Below are 21,987 nucleotides of genomic sequence, written 5' to 3'. Positions count from 1 at the left end.
ATGGATGAAATGACCCGCGCGGCGATGTTGCGCAACGTCCGCGATGCGCTTGCGGAAGATGTCGGCAACGCCGACTGGACGTCGCTGCTGATCAACCCCGACGCCTCAGCCGAGGCCGTCCTGACCGTGCGGGAGCCCGCACGGCTATGTGGCAGGCCGTGGTTTGACGAAACCCTCCGGCAGGTGGATCCGCGTATTGCGATTGAGTGGTTTGTCGGCGAAGGCGAAGGAATGCACGAAGGGCAGATCGTTTGCCGGATCACCGGTCCAGCCCGCGGCATGCTCGTGGCCGAGCGCACGGCGCTCAACTTCCTTCAGTTGCTTTCGGGTGTTGCCACCGAGACGAGTGCGATGGTGCGCATCGTCGAGGGCACGGCGGCGCGCATCCTCGACACGAGAAAGACGCTTCCGGGCTTGCGCCTCGCGCAAAAATACGCGGTGCGTATCGGCGGTGGCGAAAACCATCGTCGTGGCCTGTACGACGGCATCCTGATCAAGGAAAACCATATCGCGGCCGGGGGCGGCATTGCCTCCACGGTTCGGGCAGCGCAGGCTCTGGGGGCGGGCGTACCGGTGCAGATCGAAGTGGAAACGCTCGCTGAGTTAAACGAAGCGTTGGCCGCGGGCGCCACGGCGATTCTGCTCGACAATTTCTCGCTCGACGCGATGCGTGAGGCCGTGGATGTCACCGCAGGGCGCGCTGAGCTGGAAGTGTCGGGTGGCGTTACGGAGGACACCCTGCGCGCCATTGCGGAGACCGGCGTGGACCGCATTTCGTTAGGCAAGCTGACGAAGCACGTCACGGCGACCGATTTTTCGTTGCGCTTTGCAGCGTTCGCCGGATAGCGCAGTTGAGCGCACATACGCGCCCCGCAGAAGTCGGGGCCGTTGCCAGCGTTCCAGTTTTCCAACTGTCCGGAATGCCGCAAGCGCCGATAAAAAATCCCTCGTTTTAACTGTACTTGGCTCAGTTCAAAACGAGGGTAACAAGGGATCTTGCGCTTTCCTGAAGCGATCAAAGGGTTACATCTGCGCCCGTTTCGCTCGACTTCAGAATCGCGATGCAGATTTCCAGCGTGCCTTTCGCCCATTCGCCATCGTGCAGCGGTCTGCGTCCGTCGACGACCGCGCCATACAACTCGTCGATGACTTCAGCGCGCGGCACGACGGGCACAGGCAGCGGCAGCGTTTGGCACTGCTCGTCGCCGTAGATGACGATCGAATCGGGCAGCGGGCGCAGGTCCGCATGCTCGCAGGACACGATGATCGGGCCGAAATGCTGATGGAATCGTTGTGGCTCGTCCGCGGCGGCGGTGGGCGGTTTGCATGCCGATCCGCCGTAGGTGCCAGCCGCCTTGAGGTCGGCCTCGTCATCCGAGGACGCAAGCGTCTTCAGACGGCGGCGGGCGCTGCCGTACGTGTCGGGGCTCGTACGATCGCCCATTTCGCCGATCCAGCCGCTCCACTCGTCGGTATTGAAGTGGCCGTACCCGTTGTATGAGAGCGAGGCATAGGCGCCGTTTTCGAACCAGATCAGCGCAGAATAGGCTCCCTCGGTGGGGCGCGACGGATCCCACCGGCCGACACTCGCACGCAGCCGGATTGCGCGTGAGCCGGCCAGCATTCGCACGATGTCAACCTGGTGTGCCGCCTGGCTGAAGACGGCGCCGCCGCCTTCAGCCGTCGCCAGCTCCTCGGGCCGGCGCGGTCGGTACAGGTAGTCGGTGTAGTTGATGGCCTGGATCATCTTCACCGCGCCGAATTCGCCGAGACGGATCAATTCGCGCGTACGCAGGTACGGCGTATCGAAGCTGTGGCAATGGCCGACGATCAGATGCACGCCCGCGGCACGGCATGCGGCGATCATGCGGTCGCAATCGGCGGCGCCGAGCGCCATGGGTTTCTCGACCAGTACGTGTTTGCCTTTTGCCGCGGCGATTTCCGTGTGCTGCGCGTGGAACTGGTGCGGGCTCGCAACGTAGATGATCTCGACGTTATCGTCATCTGCCAACTCCGCCACGTCCGCATAGGTGGGCGCCGCGAAGTCGGCGGCGAACTGCCGCCGCGCATCCGCACGCGGATCGCACGCAGCGACGAGCTGGACTCTGGGGTCGCGCAGGAAGGTCGGCAGCATCAGCGAGAATGCCCGTCCCAGTCCTGCGACCCCGATGCGCAAACGGCGCTGCTCCATAACCGTGTGCCTCCCGTTATTGCTTGACCTGATAGTCCGTTGCGAGCGCGGCCGGTTGGTCGGCGAGTTCCGGGTTCCGCTTGCTGACGTAACGCGCGGCATACGTGCGCCAGTCGATTTCCTTCGGCACGACGGCCTGGTACGAGCATGTGTCCTGGGGAATCGCCTTCGCACCGGTGCCAATGGCGTTGCCGTCCTTGTCGAATTCCGCGAGTGCGTCGAGCATGCGGCGCCGGAATTCGACGATCGCGAGATCGCTTGCCCCGAGACGCTCGTCAGAGCGGTCAGCGATCGGACCCATCGTGACCCACATGGCGATGTCCTGGTTGGGGAAGCCCGAAATGCCCGTGAAATTGCCGGCCTTCATCGCCTGGCGGTCCTGCCAGAAGCGGTTGTCGTAATTGCGCAGCGGGCGATAGTGCTGGTCGAGATCGATGCCGATCTGCTGACGCAGGAACTTGCGCCAGGTTTCAGTTTCCGGTGTCGTCTCCGGATCGCCCCAGGCGATGAAGTAGAACGCCGTGTTCGTGTCGTCCATCGGCACGTTGATGTTCGCAACGTTGTAGAGATTGTTCGGGGGAATCAGCACCGTGCCCGGCGCCACGAACACCGTCGAGCGCACGTAGTCGTGCGTGCCGGCGTTGAAGATCGGGCGGCGCAGCGCGGCATAACGGAAGCCGTAGTCGGTACGCTCGACCTGCAGGCGCGGGGCCTTGTCGGTGGACGGGCGCAGCCAGTTCTTGTCGGTCGCTTCGGCGCCGCCGACGCGTGCCGGCACGAAGTCGGACGAATGCAGGCTGGAGCTGTGTGCGGAGTCGATCGCGCCTTCGAGGATCTGCGCCCAGTTGCACGGCAGCAGTGCTTTCGCGATGCTTACGCGGGTGTCGGCGGTCGGTGCCCAGGCCGGCGGCTGGAAGTCGGGGATGGCGTCTTGCGGGCCCATATACGCCCACACCATGCCGCCCCATTCCCGCACCGGGTAGGCCTTGTGCTTGACCTTGTTGGCCATGCAGCTCGTCGCCGGCTCGGACACCATTTCGAGCACGTTGCCCCCGACATCGAACTTCCAGCCGTGATACAGGCAGCGCAGGCCGGCGTCTTCATTGCGGCCATAGACGAGCGATGCGCGACGGTGCGGGCAGTACTCGTCCAGCACCCCAACGCGGCCTTCCGAGTCACGGAATACGACGAGATCCTCGCCAAATACGCGCGCCTTTACCGGCGCGCCATCCGGCTCGGCGACTTCTTCGATCAGGCAAACCGGCGTCCAGTGTCGGCGCATCAGTTGGCCCATCGGGGCATCCCCTTCGACGCGGCACAGCAATTCGTTCTCTTGGTGGGTCAGCATGTCATGTCTCCCGGCGACAGGTCGCCTTCATCAGCAGGTTTTGCTAACTATATTAGATATCTAGTTAAATTGGCAAGAGACTTGCTGGCGCATCCGGGAAAGTACGCATGGCGGATAGCGTCGCTGGACCGGAGATATTCGATCCCAAAATATAAGGAAGCGAGATTCAACGACGATAGATACCGGAATGAAAAACAGATATCTAATCTTCAGATATTGCCGAGACGACGATGTCGCGCTGTCGGCAACGCGACGCGGGACATCGAAACGCTGGTCGGCGCGTCGGATGGATACGTTCAGCAGGGAGTAATGCAGGCGGGTGTGGCAGGCGGGCATGCCGCTGATAGCCACGTGTACAAAGCCACTACCCAGCCAATTGCACAAGCGCCCGATTGAATGCGCCAGGGTTAGCGATGTTCATGCCGTGCGAGGCACCAGCGATGGTCTGACGCCCGGCGTGTCCGATCCACTGCTGAAGTCGCTCGACGGTATTCCGAAACATGCGCGGGCTCTTCTGCCCATCGATCAACAGCGTCCGGCACTGGATTTCGCGGGCGGCTTCGGGGGTATAGGCGGGCAGCGGATCGCGCAACTGCTTGGGCAGCGTTACCGCATTGTCCAGCGCCATCCTGCGGAAGCTCTGGGTGCTCTTGCTCCAGAAGCCCGGCATGGTGACCGAGTCCACAAACAGGTTCAGGCCGGCGTCGAATTTGCCTTGCTCGATCAACTCGGCGGCCGTGGCTCTCAGCAATTGCGTAGCGGGTGGCAATTTACCGGTCTCCGCGTTCGGCGTCATCTGCAACGGACCGCCGGGGTCGGCCAGCGTGAGTGTCTTCACCAGATGCGGGTATTGGCGGGCCAGATGAAACGCCACGCAGCCGCCACGCGAGTGGCCAACCAGATGCACTGCGCCAAGGCCCAGCGCCTCGATGAACTCCGCCATCTCCACCACGTGCGCTTCCCAACTGAAGTCACCATGCCCGAACGCGTGCGTCTCCGGCCAATAGTGACCCAGGCTCGGCGCGAAACAGTGGAAGTGCGCCGACAACGCGGCAAGCTGAGGATCCCAGTAGCGGTAATCGCACAACGATCCGTGCACAAAGACCATCGGCTCGCCGCTTCCGGCTTCCACGTAGGGCACCGAGGCGCCTGACGCAATGGCCGCAAAATTGGGTTGCGGCTGCACACCGGCAAGGGCCAGCGTCGTCAGGGGCGTGTGGGCATTCATGGTCAAGACTCCGTTTTCCCAAACTTTGCGCCAATGCGATGGAAAAGAAAATCGCATAATATTGATGCAATCTTTCAGTTTTTCTGATGTATATACGCGAGCCAATACCCATGAGTACCGAGATGAAAGCCCTCGACGTTGGCGTGCTCACCATGATCGTTGCCGTTGCCGATACAGGCACGATCAGCCGAGCCGCCGATCTCGTGCATCGATCGCAATCGGCGGTGAGCATGCAGATCAAGGCGCTGGAGTCGGCGCTTGGCAAAGCGCTCTTCGTGCGCAAGCCGCGCAGCGTGGTGCCGACGCAAGACGGCGAGGTGCTTCTGGCATACGCGCGGCGGATCATTGCGCTGCGCGATGAGGCCTGGGCAGCGGTCGTGCGGCCGGATGTGACGGGCCGCGTGGTGATTGGTGTGCCGGACGATTACGCGTCGTCGCTTTTCCCGCCGATTCTCAAGAAATTCTCGGCCAGCTACCCCAAGGTCGAAATCCAGGTGATTGGCCTGCCCAGCGTTGCGCTGGCGCCGATGCTGCGCGACGGCACGGTGGACCTCGTATGCGCAACGCGGGTTAAAGGACTAACCGGCGATTTCTTGCGGCACGAGCCGATGGTGTGGGCCGCCGCCCCGGGCGCGACGGACATTTGGCGAGAGCGGCCACTGCCCATCGCGGTGTTCTTGCCGGGCAGCGTGGCACGCGAGAAGGCGATTCGGAGTCTGGAGCGCGCAAAGATCGCCTATCGAACGTCGTATGAGAGTCCGAGCCTGCTGGGCCTGCTGACGATGGCCCGCGCCGGCCTCGCCATTACTCCGCTGGCGCGATGTGCCGTGCCGTCTGATTTCACGTTGCTCGGGGCGGCGCATGGTCTGCCGGAGATTGGCACGCTCGAGATCGTGCTTGCGCGAAGTGTGACGTCCAACCGACAACCCTGCGATTTTCTCGCGGAGCGCATCATTGCTGAGCTGAATGCATGAATGCGCTGAGATGTGCCTCGTCTGCCGTTGTCCGCGGCTGCATCCTGACCGAAAGCGCTGCCTTGAGACGGATAATCTGCTGACCAAGCGCGGAGGTCCCAACGCCTGGTTCGGCGGCGGCCCGGTCCATCGGAGAGCGAACGGCGCACGCGACCTGCGAGCGTGCGCCGCCACGCGCATTTCTAATGGACGCTATGTGGCTGCCCATTCTTGTTTTCGCGCGCTAGTACCGACATGACGTCGGTTACCCGCTTCGATGTAGTTAAAACCGGTGACGAAGGCCGACGGTCACGGCCGTCTGATTGTTTGTGGACGACGCCGTCAGTCCGTCGATGTCGGCCGTAATGCCAGATCGTCCCGTTCCGCTGACATGCTGATAGATGGTCTGCAGATAGACGTCGGTTCGCTTCGACAGCAGATGATCCAGCTCGACATTCACCTGGTTGAACTTCGGCGACACACCATTGAAATTCGCGTCAGTGAACGTGTACGAACTAAGCAGCATCCATGCGGGTGATATGTTGTAACGCACGTTGACTTCGTAGTTCGTGAAGCGCGCACTGCTTCCTGCGAGTGCGAGATTGCCGGAACGTCCAGACGCCGAGCCGCTGATGGAGACTGGGTTGTCAAGGCGCGTTTGCGTAAATACCAGGCCGACGGTTGTCTTGCCGAATGCGTAATTGAGCCCGGCACCATAGGTGCGCTGACGTTCCGCAGTAAAAGGAGCATCGTCGCTGACAGCGCCGCTGGGATTGACGGAGGTTCCGCCGTGATTGACGAACAAATACGAAGTGGCAAATCTTAGCGATCCATACGCATAATCCACACCAAGATTCCATGTGCGATTCGCGCTGAAACCTCCTGCCTGGTTCGAGAAGCCATAAATGCCGCCGAATCGTAATCCGCCATACGTCGGGCTCTGATACTTCACAGAGTTATTGACGCGGAAAGAGTTGTTGAGATTGTCGTTGTCGTATGGGTGATTGGACCAGGAGCCGGCGGGAAGCGACATCGGACCGAGGTAGTCGACGATGTTGCTTGTCTGCCTCCCTACCGTTACGGTGCCGTATTGCGTGCTCGCTAGACCAACGAACGCTTGGCGTCCGAATTGCCTGCCACCCTGTTTAAGCTTGCCATCGAGAATGCCGTACCCGCTCTCAATGGTGAACAGCGCGGACAATCCCCCGCCGAGATCCTCGACGCCTTTCAAGCCCCAGCGGTTGCCGTTGAGGCTGCCCGCGGACGTCTGCACATTGTGCGAACCTCCTTGATTGCTGACGAAGGTAATTCCGGTGTCGATGAGGCCATAAAGCGTCACTGAACTTTGCGCATGGGCGAGCGACGTCGTTGCGGACAAAATGCCCGCAAAAAGGAGTTCTTTTCTCAAGATTCAATTCCCTGTAGATGTGAGGGTATTCGACGCGAATCCGCAAGCATCGTTGAAACGCATAAATGCCGGATTTGCCGAATGCCAAACGCTATTTCATCGCCATTGGCCAGATGGGTATTGAGTAACTCGTGCCGAAAATTACCAAGTCAATTTGGGATTTGAAATTAATTTTTTCTTATGCTGCATAAGTGCGATGAATTGTTCACGCGTGAGCGCACGACATGTCGACACTTATCGCTGAGGGGGAAGTGATGCAGGAATGCAACGGCGATGAGGGCCAGCACGCTATCGAGGCGTCGATCCGACCCAGGGGAACCAATGTGGCAACGCGAAGGCCAGTCGAGGATCTATATCCCAGCCATCACATGGCGAAGGAGCGCTGTCCTTCTTGCTTGATGACACTTACACGTTTGACGGCGTACACGCCTTCTGAACGATATCGCGGCGCAGTTGAGGGGCGAGCATCGTGATGAACGCGTACGTGTATGGCCGCAGGTAATGCTTGTTGTTCAGTACGAGGTAGGTGGTGCTCTCTGGGAACAGGTGATCGACGTTGATTGCGCGCAAGCCGAAATCACGCTGCGGATCGAACGCGATGTCGGGTAACACGGTAACGCCGAGTCCATGTTCAACGTACGCTTTGACGACGTCTGCATTGGTGCCTTGCAGCAGCGTCGGTGATCTGAGCTGCAGTCGATCAAGCTCGCGCAGCAGTGTTGTGCGTGAGTTCGACGGCTCGAAAACCACGATCGGATAGCGTGCAATATCTTCGAGGGTAGGTCGCTCCACGTCGAGGAGTGCATGCCCGATCGGAACCAGCAACACCCGCCGGTACGTGTGGAAGGGGAGCGCCACGAGACCCACGGGCAGCGAGTCGAACGTACTGAGCACACCAATGTCCGCGCGCCCGGTTATGATCGCGTCGAGAATTGCTTTGCCGCTCTCGGGCCGGATGGTAATTTGCACCTTCGGGTATTCCCGAGTGAATGTGCTTAATACCGTGGGCAAACGAAAGCGCGCCTGAGTGTGACTCGCTGCAATGGCGAGCGTCCCGTTCTCATCGGTGCGATGCGCCCGCCCAAGTTGTCGGATGTCGTCGATCTCCATCAACGCGCGCTGGGCTCGCTCGATGACCAGCGCACCATCACTACTGATCGCAACCAGGCGGCTGCGCTGCCGGACGAAGATTGCGAAGCCGAGTTCCTCTTCCAACTGTCGGATCTGCGTGCTTACACCAGGTTGCGACGTATTCAACGTCTCGGCTGCTTTGGAAACATTGAGATCCTGGCGGGCCACCTCGCAAATGCAGCGTAGTTGCTGAACGTTCATGGTGGACCTTCCCTTGCATGTATAAAAAAATCGTATAGCACATTATAGAGAGTTACTTCCTCTGCAAAAAATGAATTGGTAACGTTTCTCCATCAAACAGGAGAAATAGACATGGATCGTCGGACCAAACGCCACGCCCTTGTGCAGGAAACAATGGCGGAGATCATCGAACGAGTTGGGCAGCGCACCCCCGATCGCGCGTTGCTGAGCGAAGTGAGCCGGATTCTGCAACGCCTCACCGCCGCGCAGGACTTATTCCCATTAGAAGATTTTCCCGCGCCGGAGGCCGGTGCTCCGCAGACTTCGCTGCGTTATCTGCTGAATGAGCAGCCGGATCATGGCTTCGCGCTGTACGTGAATTCGATCGTGCCGGGCAAGCGCACTGCGCCGCATAACCACGGCACTTGGGCCGTTATCGTCGCCTTGGCGGGAGATGAGCTGAACCGCATCTACCGGCGCATCGACGACGGCAGCGACCCGGAGCGCGCGCAGCTCGAACTGGATCGGGAATACGTGGTCCGGCCGGGCGCGCCCATCGAGTTCATGCCGGACGATATCCACAGTATCCACGTTGACGGCGCCAGCACTGTGCGGCATCTGCACTTGTACGGCCGTGCTCTCGAAACGTTGAATGAGCGGATTGGCTTCGATCTGGAGACCGGTCGGGTCCTCAACTACAACCAGAATTTCATGCGGCCGACCGTCGGCAAGGATTTCGCGTAACCCACGCGATTTCGATGGAGCGCTCGCGCGACGGTATATGCGGGCGACGCAGATATTCACACGGGGGTCGTCAATGATTGATGTATGGGGACGCAACACATCATCCAATGTCGCGAAGGTGGTATGGGCGCTGAGCGAGCTCGATGTGCCGTTCAAACTTCACCTTGCGGGTGCAAACTTCGGTTCCCTGCGCTCCGAGGAATACCTGTCGCTCAATCCCAACGGACGGATTCCGACGCTGCGTGACGGCTCGTTGGTGTTGTGGGAGTCGAACGCGATCGTCCGTTATCTTGCCGCGCGTTACGGTGACGGCACGCTGTGGCCGGTTGATCCGGGCGCACGCGCGGCCAGCGACAAATGGATGGATTGGGCGTCGTTGAATCTCGTCCCGGCGCTGCGGGCGCTGCGTGAGGCTCAGAAACAGTCGGCGCCGATTGACCATCGACGTGTGCTGCGCAACAGCGTTGTCGCGACGGTGAAGATCCTGGATGCGAGCCTTGGCGAGGGGCCATTCATCGCTGGCGCCGGGCTCACGATGGGCGACATCGCACTCGCGCCACACATTCATCGGCTGTCGCTCGTTGACGATGTACTCGCCGAACTGCCCGCGGTTGAGCGCTATCGCGCAGCGCTGAAGGAGCGCATTGGCTATCGCGAATGCATCGAAGCGCACATCACTTGAGTTGAAGCAAGGTCAGCGCGGGCGTGCGCCGAGCATTGCCAGGAACGAACGTATGCATCGCTTGGATTGCTCGCCTCGCGCTTGCGCCACCGATCTCGTCGAGGCGGCACATTGCCCGTCGATGAACCTTAACGCAAACGGACAAACTATTTCATGAAACGAGCTGATACGGTATTGACCCATGCCGGCCGTAGCCCCGCCGACCAGGAGGGGATGGTCAACCCGCCGGTATATCGAACATCGACGGTGATCTTTCCGACGCTGGCATCTTATGAAAAGCGGCACGAACTGGGTGACCATGGCGTGCGCTATGGTCGTCATGGCACGCCCACGACATTTGCTTTCGAACGCGCTGTTGCTGAGCTGGAAGGCGGCTACCGGTCTGTGGCGCTACCCAATGGTCTGGCGGCTATCGCATCAACGCTTCTAGCCTTGGCCGCGCCGGGCAGCCATGTATTGGTGCCTGATACGGTGTACGCGCCAGCGCGTAAATTCTGTATGCGGCGACTAGTGCCGCTCGGCATCGATGTGCAGTTCTACGACCCAAAGATCGGCGCCGGCATCGCAGCGTTGATTCGTCAGGAGACTGCAGTTGTGTATTGCGAATCGCCCGGATCGATGACGTTCGAGGTGCAGGACATTCCGGCGATCGCCAAGGCGGCGCGGGCCGCGGGTTGTGCGATCGTCGCCGACAACACATGGGCTACGCCCTACTTCTACTCGCCATTTGAACATGGCGTCGACGTGTCGATCCATGCCGCCACCAAGTATATCGGCGGTCATTCCGATCTGATGATGGGCGTGATCACAACCAATGAACGCTATTGGCGTGTAGTGCGCGATGCAGTGAGCGATTTCGGCTACGGCGTGAGCCCCGACGACTGCTACCTCGCGTTGCGAGGACTGCGCACGATGGGCGTGCGATTGAAGCAGCAAATGGAGAACGCACTGGCTGTCGCGCGCTGGTTGCAGGCGCGCCCCGAAGTCAGTCGCGTGCTTTATCCCGCGCTACCTGAAGATCCGGGCCACGCAATTTGGCAGCGAGATTTTCGTGGGGCGGCGTCGTTGTTCGCCATCGTGCTTCGCGAGGAATGCACAAACGTACGAGCCTTCGTTGACGCACTTCGGCTATTCGGGATTGGGTCCAGCTGGGGTGGCTACGAAAGCCTGGTCAACGTCGTCCACGCCGAAGCGGTGCGCACCGTGAACGCGTGGCGGCCGGAGGGGGCCGTGATCCGACTTCACGTCGGTTTGGAGGACGTGGCGGATCTGATCGGCGATCTGGAACAAGCAATGCCCGCGCTGCAGACCGCGTGCTGACATGCAATTTCAACAAAGAGAAGGAGACGAACATGAGTAAAGGCATCTTCTGGAAAATCGCGGCTTTGTTTGCAGTACTGACTTCGTCGCTACTGACGACGGGCGCGCACGCAGCCACGCTCGCGGAAATCAAAGCGCGCGGCAAGTTGATTTGCGGTACCCAGAACGCGACTGCTCCGTATGCGTATCAGGATCCTAAGACCCGCACTTTCGTTGGTTATGACGTCGATATGTGTCATGCGCTTGCCGCCGGGCTAGGCGTTGCACTCGAGCACAAGCCGATGTCGACCGAGGCGAGAATCGCGGAATTGGATATGGGTCGGGTTGACGTGGTCGCAGGCTCAATGACTTACCTGCCGCAGCGCGCGCAACAAGTCGACTATAGCCTGCAGTATCTGCAGGACGCGATCCGTGTTCTGGTCAAAAAGAAGTCGGGCGTCACCGACATTTCGCAGCTCAAGGGTGCTCGCGTGTGCGCGACCAGCGGCTCCGGCTCGGCCGCAATAGCAGGCCAAGTGCTCAAGCAGGCAAAAATCATTACGTTCAGCGACATCGCCGCATGCTATCTCGCGCTGCAGGACGAGAAGGTTGACGGCGTGGTGGGCGGTGAATTGGGTTTGATTCGCTTTCAGAACAATACGAAAAGCGGGGACGACCCGACCGTGCTGCTGCCGCAACCCGTATTCACCGAACATATGGGAATCGTCGTGAAGAAGGGCAATGCGGCGCTCTTGGCTGCGATTAACCAAGTGATCACCCAAATGGATCGTAGCGGTGCGCTCAGTGCGATATACGACAAGTGGCTCGGGTCGCAGTCGATCTACAAGCTGACTCGCACCTTCAAGGTCGAACCCGTCGATCAGCCCTGATTTGGCCAAATTGAACGATGCAATTTAATCTTTCGTTCCTCCTGACGAACGGTTTTGCCGACCTGCTCGCCTCAGGCGCGCGCACCACGTTGTCGCTGTTCGCATGTGCGTGGGTCGGCAGCTTCATCGTCGCGCTGGTGATCGTCGTGCTGCGGGTAGTACCCGCTAAGCCGATCGCCGCCTTGATGAGCGCGTTTGTCATCTACCACCGCAACGTGCCGACCGTCGTGCAGATCATGGTCTGGTATTTCGGGGTGCCACAGATGCTGCCTCGTGCCATCCAGCTCTGGATCAACCACCACGACAGCGAGTTCCTATTGGCTGCCGTTGCATTGTCTCTCAACGCCGCCGCGTACTTTTCGGAGGACATTCGCTCGGGACTGCGCTCGGTTCCGTACGGGCAAATTGAAGCGGCGCGCTCGATCGGCCTGAGCGCCGGCGGATCGATGCGTTACGTGTTGTTGCCGCAGGCGCTGCGTATCGGACTGCCGTCGCTGCTCAACCGCTCGCTGATCCTTTTCAAGGACACGAGCCTTTCGATGGTGATCGGGGTAGCGGAAATGACGTATCAAGTGCATGCGATCGAAAACCAAACGTTTCGCGCCTTCGAAGTGTTCGCGGTATCGACGGTGTTTTATCTAATGTCCTGTTGGCTTCTGATGGGCCTGGGCGCGTGGTTGTCCCGGCGCTATGCGCCGGCGCCGAGGGGGTGAGCGCGATGTTCGACATTCTGCATCGATACCTCCTGGTCTTTCTGGTGGGAGGCTGGCCGAGAGGGCCGATCGGCGGCTTCGCGTTGACACTGATCCTTGCGGTCCTGGGCTTGGGGCTGGCGTTTCCAGTCGCACTTGCGCTCGGTCTGGCAAGAATGAGTCCTTGGCGAGTACTACGCTGGCCCGCATTCGCCTGGGTTTACACGCTGCGTGGTATCCCGCTCCTGATGATTGTGTTTTGGGCCTACTACGTGATTCCGCTTGCCACTGGGCGGACCATTTCGGCGTTCCACACGGCGCTCGCAGCAATCGTCGCCTACGAGGCGGCGTTTCTCAGCGAGATCGTGCGGGCCGGATTACTCGCATTGCCGCGCGGGCAAATCGAGGCGGCCCGCGCATCAGGTTTGTCGTACCTGCAAGCGCTACGGCACGTGCTGTTGCCGCAGGCGCTGGTGAACATGATTCCTTCGTTCGTCAATCAGTTCGTGTCGACGATCAAGGCAACCTCGATCGTGTATGTGATCGGCGTGCAGGAAGTGACGTTCTCGGCGCAGCAGGTCAATAGCATGGAAACGACGAATGCGCTGCAGGTTTTTCTAGTGCTGGCCGGGTTTTATCTGCTGGCCTGTGCATCGCTTTCAGCGCTTGCGCGAATGCTGGACAGACGTATCCAGCGGCGACGAGCGGCGCAATGAGCATTCGGCAAGTGATGAGCAAAGGATTGGAAATGGACGCGATGATCGAGTTCGACAACGTACAGAAATGGTATGGCAAGTATCACGCGCTGAACGGCGTCAGCGGGAGCGTGAACAAAGGTGAAGTGGTCGTCGTCTGCGGGCCGTCGGGCTCCGGCAAGTCGACATTGATCCGCACCGTGAATCGTTTGGAGGATATCGGCGGCGGCACGATCCGCGTTGACGGCAATGACATCCACGCCAAAGGACGGAGTCTGAACGCATTGCGCGCCGGAATTGGCTTCGTGTTTCAGCAGTTCAATTTGTTTCCGCACTTGTCGGCACTCCAGAACGTCATGCTTGCGCAGATGAAGGTGGCTGGAACGTCGCGGCAGCGCGCCGAGCAGCGCGCAATGGCGCTGCTGGAACGGGTTGGACTCGGCCATCGCGCGGACGCAATGCCGAGCATGTTGTCGGGAGGGCAGCAGCAGCGCGTTGCAATCGCGCGCGCGTTGGCGCTGCAACCCCCGCTGATCCTGTTCGACGAGCCAACCAGTGCGCTGGATCCCGAGATGGTGTGCGAGGTGCTTGGCGTCATGAAAGCACTCGCGGCGGACGGCATGACGATGGTGGTGGTCACGCACGAGATGGGCTTCGCGGCCGATGTGGCCGACCGGATCTGGTTCATGGATGCCGGCACGCTCCTCGAAGATACGACGCCGCAACAATTCTTTTCGGCGCCGCGCCACCCGCGTGCGCGCCAGTTTCTATCAGACGTGGTCCGGCCTCAGCCGTTGGCCGATTCCCATCCTGTTTTGCAGCCGGCCGCGGGCGCATGAGCGCGTCTTCGTAGCGCCACCGTATCGACATTGGAGAAAGGTAGATGATGCATCTCGACGACGTCTCGATCGAGCAATTGAAGCAATGGTTGGCGGGTAGCGACGAGTTCGCGCTCATCGACGTCGGCGAGGAGGGCGAATTCGGACTCGGCCATTTGCTGCGGGCGATTAACGTGCCGTATAGCCGGCTCGAACTGCTGGTGCCGCCGCTTGTGCCGCGCCGCGCCTGTCCGGTCCTGCTGATCGATCATGGAAACGGCATCGCATCGCGCGCGCGTGAACGGCTGCATGCGCTCGGCTATACGCAGGTAGGTGTAGTGCGGGGGGGCGTACCAGCGTGGCGTATGGCGGGCAACGAGGTATTTCAAGGCATTTATGTCCCGAGCAAGGCCTTTGGCGAGTGGGTTGAGCATACTTTCGGCACGCCTTCGATCGATGCAGGTCAGTTGGCGGAATTGTTGGATGCCAATGCCGAGGTGATCGTGCTTGACCCGCGCACGGAAGCGGAGCACGCCGCCCGGCATGTGCCGTCCGCCGTATCTTGCCCGGGTGGGGAATTGGTCTATCGATTCGACGATCTCGTGTCGTCGCCTGATACGCTGGTTGTCGTTGCGTGTGGCGGACGCACGCGTGGCATCGTCGGCGCTCAGACGCTGATCAATTCCGGCGTGCCAAATCGTGTCGTTGCGCTTGCGGATGGCAACCACGGTTGGCGCCTCGCGGGCTTCGAGCTGGAGGTAGGCATGCACCGCCGCTTTCCTTCGGTGAGCGCGGTGGGTGGTGCACGCGCAGCCGAGCGCGCGGCGGGTGTCGCTCGCCGCTTCGGCATCGCACGCATTGATCGCTCGACGTTCGACGACTGGATGTCCGAAGCACAGCAGGCGCGTCGCACGACGTACGCGTTCGACGTCCGTACACCCCAGGAATTTGCATGCGGCCACCTCCCCGGTACGAGGTCGGCGCCGGGTGGGCAGTTGATTCAGGCGACCGATCAATGGGTCGGCACTTTGAATGCACGTGTCGTGCTGATCGATTCGGACAATGCGCGTGCGACGATGACTGCGCACTGGCTTAAGCATATGGGCTGGGACGTCTACGTGCTGACGGACGCGTTCGGCATAGATGCGCCGTCGTCGGACGCAGCTCAGGTTAACGGCTATGCCGTCGGCGCCGACGCGGCAGATCGAGCGGCGCGAGTCGAGCGCGAATGGAGCGCCGGCGTTCGGGGTGCCTGCGAAATTGCGCCAGCCGATGCGATGGAGCGAATTCGATCCGGCGCACTCGCCGTTTCGTTCGATTCGAGTGCGGACTATCTCGCGGCACATCCGCCCGGCGCGGTGTGGGCGAATCGAGCGCGCCTGGAGAAGATCAAGGCGCATGTTCGAGATGGCCGGTCGCTCGTGCTTTTTTCGAGCGATGCGGCTACTGCCCATCTGGCCGCGCTCGATCTGGCCGAAATCGCTGGTGAAGACGTAGCGATCGCCGTTGTGGCCGGCGGGCTGCGCGCTTGGCGCGAGCAAGGGCTTCCAATCGAGGCGTCTCCCGAAAGCGCATTGTCGCAAGACGCGCGTGTAGACGTGCTGTATTGGGCGAATGATCGTCGCCAAGGTAATGCTGACGCGATGCGCGCGTATCTCGATTGGGAGAAGCATCTGCTTGCGCAAGTAGCCGCAGACGGCCATTCTTTCGGGTTGGGTGGAAGATCGATCGACGCGCCCACGCTGAAGCGATGGCTGCACGACGGCGACGAAATCGCACTCTTCGACGTTCGCGAACATGGTCAGTATGGCGAAGGACACCCGCTCTTCGCGGTGTCGCTACCGTACAGCCGGCTAGAAATCGATGCCGAACGGCTTGCGCCACGAAAAGATGTCAGGGTCGTCGTATTCGACGGCGGCAGTGAAAGCAGCGATGACGGCGCGCCGCCGGTCGCTGCGCGGGCCTCGCAGAGGCTGGCCGCGCTCGGATATACGAAAGTGCATGTTCTCAACGACGGCATGCATGCGTGGCGAGACGCCGGGCTGAACGTGTTTAGCGGCGTGAACGTTCCGTCGAAGGTCTTTGGGGAACTGATCGAGCATGCATACGACACGCCGCGCGTCGGCGCCGACGAGCTCGTCGCTTGGCGTGCTAGTGGGCGCAATGTATTGCTGCTCGATGGACGCCCCATTGACGAACACCGAAAAATGTCGGTGCCCGGTTCAATTTGCGTGCCAAACGGCGAATTGGCGCTTCGCGTCAATGATTTGCCGGGCAGCAACGAGGCGATCCTCGTCGTCCACTGCGCCGGACGTACGCGCAGCATTGTGGGCGCCCAAACCTTGATCAATCTGGGCTGGCCCAAGGACCGCGTTCTGGCGCTCGAGAACGGAACGCAGGGTTGGTATTTGGCCGACCACGCGCTTGAACATGGGGACGAACGGCGCTATTCGGACACTGTGTCGCCTGCCGCGCTTGCCGCGGCGCAAGTTGCAAGCGCGGCGCTCGCGGAGCGCTTCGGGGTGCCGAGCGTCGATGCTGACGCGGTCGTGCGATGGCAGGCGGAAGGCGAACATTCCGTGTTTCTCTTCGACGTGCGGACGGGTGACGAATTCGCCGCTGGCAGTCTTTCTGGCGCACGCCACGTGCCAGGCGGGCAGCTGGTGCACGCAACGGACCGCTACGTCGGTGTGCGCCACGCGAAGGTGATCGTATTTGACGACGACGGCGTTCGGGCGCCCGTCATCGCTAGTTGGCTGCGTCAACTCGGCCACGACGCCTACGTGCTGACGGCCGGCTTGCGTAGCGGGCTGACGCTGCCGCGCCCGGACGGGTGGCGAGCGCAGGCTCTGCCAGGCATTGACGCGCGCGAGCTATCGGCGCGTCGGTACGATGCGAAGGTCTGCGTGATTGATGTCCGCTCGAGCATGGCGTTCAGGCGCGCGCACATGGCGGGCGCCATCTGGTCGATTCGACCGCGCCTCGCGACGCTCGCGTTACCGTCCGATCGCTCGGATGTCGTGCTCGTTGCTGACGATGATGCCGTTGCTGCGCTAGCGGCGGCAGAATTGCTGGCGCGTCGCGATGTCTCGAGTGTGTCGGTGCTGACGGGCGGCTTCGCTGCGTGCGCTGCCGCCGGGCTGCCTTGCGAAAGCTCACCGGATCAGCCGTCGGATCAGGCCTGCATCGACTTTCTGTTCTTCGTGCACGACCGGCACGAAGGTAACCGAGAGGCGGCGCGGCGCTATCTGGAATGGGAAACCGGACTCATCGCGCAGCTTGATTCCGACGAGTTGGCCGAGTTCGACATGCGCGGGGGGCGGTGATCCACTGAATTAGCCTTTGCCCGTACCTTAGTCCGCTGACAGCTTCATCCATGAACCGGTCGGCGGGCTGGTGAATGCCGCCGGTTCATCCGCACCGATGAGTATAAAAAATGGCGCCGCGAACTGAAGGTTCGCGGCGCCATTTCACTGTGCTTCCCGCATTACGGCCCAACCAACGTACCGTAACGCGCCATCAAACTTACATCTGCACTGTGTCGGCGACTTCCTTGAAGTCTTCGATTTGGTCGAAGTTCATGTACTTGTAGATCTTGTCGCCGTCGGTGGCGAGCACGCCCATGTCGGCCATGTACTCTTCCTTGCTCGGAATCTTGCCCAGACGCGAGCAGATCGCCGCCAGTTCCGCCGAGCCGAGATACACGTTCGTGTTCTTGCCCAGACGGTTCGGGAAGTTGCGGGTCGACGTCGACATGACCGTTGCACCTTCGCGCACCTGTGCCTGGTTACCCATGCATAGCGAACAGCCCGGCATTTCCGTACGCGCACCCGCCGTACCGAACACGCCGTAGTGACCTTCTTCGGTCAACTGCTTCTGGTCCATCTTCGTCGGCGGGGCCACCCACAGCTTGACCGGAATGTCGCGCTTGCCTTCGAGCAGCTTCGATGCCGCGCGGAAGTGACCAATGTTGGTCATGCACGACCCGATGAACACTTCGTCGATCTTCGCACCGGCTACGTCCGACAAGGTCTTCACGTCGTCCGGATCATTCGGGCAGGCCACGATCGGTTCGTGGATGTCGGCCAGATCGATCTCGATGACCGCGGCGTACTCGGCATCCGCGTCCGGCGACAGCAGTTGCGGATCGGCCAGCCACTGCTCCATGGCCGCGATGCGGCGTTGCAGGCTGCGCGGATCCTGGTAGCCCTGCGCAATCATCCACTTCAGCAGCGTGACGTTGCTGTTGAGGTACTCGATGATCGGTTCCTTGTTCAGGTGCACCGTGCAACCGGCGGCCGAACGTTCGGCGGAGGCATCCGAGAGTTCGAACGCTTGCTCGACCTTCAGATCGGGCAGGCCTTCGATTTCGAGCACACGGCCGGAGAAGATGTTCTTCTTGCCCTGCTTGGCGACCGTCAGCATGCCTTGCTTGATGGCGTACAGCGGAATCGCGTTAACGAGATCGCGCAGCGTGACGCCCGGCTGCATCTTGCCCTTGAAGCGCACGAGCACCGATTCCGGCATGTCCAGCGGCATCGTGCCGGTGGCCGCGGCGAAGGCGACCAAACCCGAGCCTGCCGGGAAGCTGATGCCGATCGGGAAGCGCGTATGCGAGTCGCCGCCGGTACCGACGGTGTCCGGCAGCAGCATGCGGTTGAGCCACGAGTGGATCACGCCGTCGCCCGGACGCAGCGCAATGCCGCCGCGCGTGCTGATGAAGTTCGGCAGGGTCTGGTGCGTCTTGACGTCCACCGGCTTCGGATAGGCGGCGGTGTGGCAGAACGATTGCATGACGAGATCGGCCGAGAAGCCGAGGCAGGCCAGATCCTTGAGTTCGTCACGGGTCATCGGACCGGTGGTGTCCTGCGAGCCGACCGAGGTCATCTTCGGTTCGCAGTACGTGCCCGGGCGGATCCCCTGGCCTTCGGGCAGACCGCAGGCGCGGCCGACCATCTTTTGCGCCAGCGAGAAGCCGCGGCCGTTGTCGACCGGTTGCTGCGGCAGACGGAACAGGGTCGACGCGGGCAGGCCCAGCGCTTCGCGCGCCTTGGCCGTGAGGCCGCGGCCGATGATCAGCGGAATACGGCCGCCGGCACGCACTTCGTCGAACAGCACGTCGGACTTGACCTGGAATTCGGCGATCACTTCCCCGTTCTTGAGGGCCTTGCCTTCGTACGGGCGCAGTTCGACCACATCGCCCATTTCCATCTTCGACACGTCGAGTTCGATCGGCAGCGCGCCGGCGTCTTCCATCGTGTTGTAGAAGATCGGGGCGATCTTGCTGCCCAGACACACGCCGCCGAAGCGCTTGTTCGGGATGAAGGGGATGTCTTCGCCCGTGAACCACAGCACCGAGTTGGTGGCCGACTTGCGCGAGGAGCCGGTGCCGACCACGTCACCCACATAGGCGACGAGATGGCCCTTTTCCTTGAGCGACTCGATGAACTTGATCGGGCCGCGCTTGCCGTCTTCTTCCGGGGTGATGCCGGGGCGCGCGTTCTTGAGCATCGCCAGCGCGTGCATCGGAATATCCGGGCGGGTGGTGGCGTCCGGTGCCGGCGACAGGTCGTCGGTGTTGGTTTCGCCCGTCACCTTGAATACGGTGATGGTCAGGCTCTGCGGCACTTCCGGACGGCTCGTGAACCATTCGGCGTCGGCCCAGCTTTGCAGCACCGCGCGGGCGTTGGCGTTGCCCTTGTCGGCCAATTCCTTGACATCGTGGAACTGATCGAACATCAGGAGCGTTTTCTTGAGGGCGTCGGCAGCCACGGTGCCGACTTCGGCGTCGGACAGCAGCTCGATGAGCGGCTGGATGTTGTAGCCGCCCAGCATGGTGCCGAGCAGTTCGGTCGCACGGGCGCGCGAGATGAGCGAGCAGGCGGTCTCACCCTTGGCGACGGCGGCGAGAAAACCGGCCTTCACGCGCGCGGCTTCGTCCACCCCGGCGGGCACGCGGTTCGTGATGAGGTCGAGCAGCGTTTCCGCTTCACCCGCCGGCGGATTGGTCAGCAGCTCGACCAGTTCAGCGGTCTGCTGTGCCGTCAGCGGCAGGGGCGGAATACCAAGCGCGGCGCGGGCGGCCACGTGAACACGATAGTTTTCGAGCATGAGAAGACCTGCTGGCAATTCGTTTCGGGGGGAGGGGTTCAGCCCTCCAGGGCGTTATCCAAGACTGCGTTTCCCGCGATTTTAGTCCTTATGTCCGATAAGATCAAACGTCTTATGTCTTATGTCTTATATAAGACTTTCCTGTGCTGCGTAAGCGAGCGTTTCAGTAGCAGCAGAGGGACAGGCGAAGACCTCCCCCGCCCCCGCCGCTTTCTTTGTCACCTTTTCGCCGTGGCGCGCGTCTAATAGGCGAACACGAACATCATCGTCAACCGCGTCCCAAACGGAGTCTGCCTATGCCACCGGCCATTGATGCCCGAACGGACGCGGATCTCGTCGAAAGCGCTCGCGCCGGCGACGCCAGCGCCTTTGAAGCCATCATGCGGCGCAACAACCGCTTGTTGTTTCGCACGGCGCGCGGCGTGGTGTCGAGCGACGATGAGGCCCGGGACGTCGTACAGGAGGCTTACCTGCACGCGTTCACCCGTCTCGAGTCGTTTCGCGGTGAGGCCGCATTGAGCACCTGGCTGGCGCGAATCACGATCAACGTCGCGCTGACGGCGCAGCGCAAGCAAGGCCGGATGGCTCGGAGGGAACTGGCGCTCGACTACGACGATCCGCCCGGCGACGATTCACAGGAGAACAGCATGGCTTTGCGCACCTCCAGCGGGGACTCGCCCGACGTCATGGCCGAGCGCAGCCAAGTGCGCGACATCCTGCAGGCGGCGGTCGAAAATCTGCCCGCGATTTACCGGTGCGTGTTCATCCTGCGCGCGGTCGAGGACATGAGCGTCGCCGAGACGGCCTACTGCCTGGATGTCAGCGACGACGTCGTGAAGACACGGTTTCTCCGGGCTCGCACGATGCTGCGTCAGTCACTGGCCGAACAAGTGAAACCCTACCTGCAAAGTACTTTCAGTTTCGCAGGGGCGGATTGTGACGCGGTGGTTCATCACGTTCTCGGCGCTCTCCGCCTGCGCGGAATGGTCCGATCGCACTGACCGGGTTCGCTGGGGACTTTTCTGGGAGTAGCACACGGAGGTTCCATATCATGAAGATTGCAAGCATTCTCTTATCCGGCATGCTCGCCTGTGCGGCGCAAGCTGCCATGGCGCAGGGGGCCGCACCGAACGACGCCCAGATCGCATCCATCGTCGTCACGGCGAATCAGGTCGATATCGACGCCGGCAAACTCGCCGAGTCCAAGGCGGCAAGCAAAGACGTGAAAGCGTTCGCCAAGCGGATGGTCGTCGACCATACCGGCGTGAACCAGTCGGCCGTTGCCCTGGTCGAGAAGCTGAAAGTCACGCCTGAAGACAACCCCACCAGTCAAAGCCTGAAGACCGGCGGCGACACGAACATCCAGTCGCTGAAGGCACTCAAGGGGGCGAAATTCGATCACGCGTATATCGACCACGAAGTTGCCTATCACGAGGCGGTGATCGACGTGATGGACAAAACCCTGATTCCGAGCGCCAAGAACGACGAGTTGAAGGCGCTGTTGGTCAAGGTGCGGCCGGCCTTCGTCGCGCATTTGGACCACGCGAAACATATCCAAAGCGAACTGGCCAACAAGTCCTATTACTAGACCATGCGACGCCCATCGATCGCGTTGCT

18 protein-coding genes and 1 pseudogene are annotated in these 21,987 nt (G+C 61.2%); 13 read left to right on the top strand and 6 right to left on the bottom strand.

Going from position 1 to position 21,987, the window contains the following annotated elements; all coding sequences use genetic code 11:
• Nucleotides 1–846 (top strand): carboxylating nicotinate-nucleotide diphosphorylase, encoded by an 846-nt coding sequence (gene nadC / locus PCE31106_RS16060; RefSeq protein WP_150563954.1) that lies wholly within the window; start codon nucleotides 1–3, stop codon nucleotides 844–846.
• Between the two features lie 169 nt (nucleotides 847–1,015).
• Here nadC and PCE31106_RS16055 read toward each other — a convergent pair whose 3' ends face one another.
• The 3 genes from PCE31106_RS16055 to PCE31106_RS16045 all read right to left on the bottom strand — a co-directional run bounded on the left by PCE31106_RS16055 (nucleotide 1,016) and on the right by PCE31106_RS16045 (nucleotide 4,767).
• Nucleotides 1,016–2,191, bottom strand: a complete 1,176-nt coding sequence (locus tag PCE31106_RS16055; protein ID WP_150563953.1) for a Gfo/Idh/MocA family protein — start codon at nucleotides 2,189–2,191, stop codon at nucleotides 1,016–1,018.
• Nucleotides 2,192–2,207: 16 nt separating this feature from the next.
• Nucleotides 2,208–3,539, bottom strand: a complete 1,332-nt coding sequence (locus PCE31106_RS16050) for a Rieske 2Fe-2S domain-containing protein (RefSeq protein WP_150563952.1) — start codon at nucleotides 3,537–3,539, stop codon at nucleotides 2,208–2,210.
• Between the two features lie 364 nt (nucleotides 3,540–3,903).
• A complete protein-coding gene (locus tag PCE31106_RS16045; RefSeq protein ID WP_150563951.1) occupies nucleotides 3,904–4,767 on the bottom strand; it encodes an alpha/beta fold hydrolase in 864 nt (287 codons plus the stop codon).
• A 122-nt stretch (nucleotides 4,768–4,889) separates the two neighbouring features.
• Here PCE31106_RS16045 and PCE31106_RS16040 point away from each other — a divergent pair, with 122 nt between their 5' ends.
• Nucleotides 4,890–5,741 (top strand): LysR substrate-binding domain-containing protein, encoded by an 852-nt coding sequence (locus PCE31106_RS16040; protein ID WP_017231454.1) that lies wholly within the window; start codon nucleotides 4,890–4,892, stop codon nucleotides 5,739–5,741.
• A 262-nt stretch (nucleotides 5,742–6,003) separates the two neighbouring features.
• On the opposite strand, the gene PCE31106_RS16035 is transcribed toward PCE31106_RS16040, so the two are convergent.
• Nucleotides 6,004–7,128, bottom strand: a complete 1,125-nt coding sequence (locus tag PCE31106_RS16035; protein WP_150563950.1) for a porin — start codon at nucleotides 7,126–7,128, stop codon at nucleotides 6,004–6,006.
• 405 nt (nucleotides 7,129–7,533) lie between these two features.
• A complete protein-coding gene (locus PCE31106_RS16030; RefSeq protein ID WP_150563949.1) occupies nucleotides 7,534–8,460 on the bottom strand; it encodes a LysR substrate-binding domain-containing protein in 927 nt (308 codons plus the stop codon).
• A gap of 111 nt (nucleotides 8,461–8,571) precedes the next feature.
• Between PCE31106_RS16030 and PCE31106_RS16025 the strand changes: the two genes are divergently transcribed.
• The 9 genes and pseudogenes from PCE31106_RS16025 (at nucleotide 8,572) to PCE31106_RS24325 (ending at nucleotide 17,585) form a co-directional block, all read left to right on the top strand.
• Complete coding sequence (locus tag PCE31106_RS16025) at nucleotides 8,572–9,183, top strand: cysteine dioxygenase family protein (RefSeq protein ID WP_150563948.1); 612 nt, start codon at nucleotides 8,572–8,574, stop codon at nucleotides 9,181–9,183.
• 37 nt (nucleotides 9,184–9,220) lie between these two features.
• A complete protein-coding gene (locus PCE31106_RS16020) occupies nucleotides 9,221–9,865 on the top strand; it encodes a glutathione S-transferase family protein (protein WP_174975226.1) in 645 nt (214 codons plus the stop codon).
• A 153-nt stretch (nucleotides 9,866–10,018) separates the two neighbouring features.
• Nucleotides 10,019–11,185 (top strand): cystathionine beta-lyase, encoded by a 1,167-nt coding sequence (gene metC / locus PCE31106_RS16015; protein ID WP_150563946.1) that lies wholly within the window; start codon nucleotides 10,019–10,021, stop codon nucleotides 11,183–11,185.
• 32 nt (nucleotides 11,186–11,217) lie between these two features.
• Nucleotides 11,218–12,054 (top strand): transporter substrate-binding domain-containing protein, encoded by an 837-nt coding sequence (locus PCE31106_RS16010; protein ID WP_150563945.1) that lies wholly within the window; start codon nucleotides 11,218–11,220, stop codon nucleotides 12,052–12,054.
• 17 nt (nucleotides 12,055–12,071) lie between these two features.
• On the top strand, nucleotides 12,072–12,767 hold the full coding sequence (locus tag PCE31106_RS16005; protein ID WP_150563944.1) for an amino acid ABC transporter permease: 696 nt from the start codon (nucleotides 12,072–12,074) through the stop codon (nucleotides 12,765–12,767).
• A gap of 5 nt (nucleotides 12,768–12,772) precedes the next feature.
• Nucleotides 12,773–13,462, top strand: coding sequence for an amino acid ABC transporter permease (locus PCE31106_RS16000; RefSeq protein ID WP_150563943.1), 690 nt, complete (start codon nucleotides 12,773–12,775; stop codon nucleotides 13,460–13,462).
• A gap of 41 nt (nucleotides 13,463–13,503) precedes the next feature.
• A complete protein-coding gene (locus PCE31106_RS15995; protein ID WP_150564012.1) occupies nucleotides 13,504–14,280 on the top strand; it encodes an amino acid ABC transporter ATP-binding protein in 777 nt (258 codons plus the stop codon).
• Nucleotides 14,281–14,324: 44 nt separating this feature from the next.
• A pseudogene (locus PCE31106_RS24330) lies at nucleotides 14,325–15,374 on the top strand (rhodanese-like domain-containing protein); the annotation flags it as partial.
• 597 nt (nucleotides 15,375–15,971) lie between these two features.
• Nucleotides 15,972–17,585, top strand: coding sequence for a rhodanese-like domain-containing protein (locus PCE31106_RS24325; protein WP_254441099.1), 1,614 nt, complete (start codon nucleotides 15,972–15,974; stop codon nucleotides 17,583–17,585).
• 199 nt (nucleotides 17,586–17,784) lie between these two features.
• Here PCE31106_RS24325 and acnB read toward each other — a convergent pair whose 3' ends face one another.
• Complete coding sequence (gene acnB / locus PCE31106_RS15985; RefSeq protein WP_150563941.1) at nucleotides 17,785–20,370, bottom strand: bifunctional aconitate hydratase 2/2-methylisocitrate dehydratase; 2,586 nt, start codon at nucleotides 20,368–20,370, stop codon at nucleotides 17,785–17,787.
• Between the two features lie 296 nt (nucleotides 20,371–20,666).
• Between acnB and PCE31106_RS15980 the strand changes: the two genes are divergently transcribed.
• Together PCE31106_RS15980 and PCE31106_RS15975 are read left to right on the top strand one after the other, a co-directional pair.
• Complete coding sequence (locus tag PCE31106_RS15980) at nucleotides 20,667–21,371, top strand: RNA polymerase sigma factor (RefSeq protein ID WP_150563940.1); 705 nt, start codon at nucleotides 20,667–20,669, stop codon at nucleotides 21,369–21,371.
• 50 nt (nucleotides 21,372–21,421) lie between these two features.
• On the top strand, nucleotides 21,422–21,958 hold the full coding sequence (locus tag PCE31106_RS15975; protein ID WP_150563939.1) for a DUF4142 domain-containing protein: 537 nt from the start codon (nucleotides 21,422–21,424) through the stop codon (nucleotides 21,956–21,958).
• Nucleotides 21,959–21,987 lie beyond the last annotated feature (29 nt).

The organism is Pandoraea cepalis (genome assembly GCF_902459665.1).
Taxonomy (GTDB): domain Bacteria; phylum Pseudomonadota; class Gammaproteobacteria; order Burkholderiales; family Burkholderiaceae; genus Pandoraea; species Pandoraea cepalis.
This window is presented reverse-complemented; position numbering and strand designations above follow the sequence as displayed.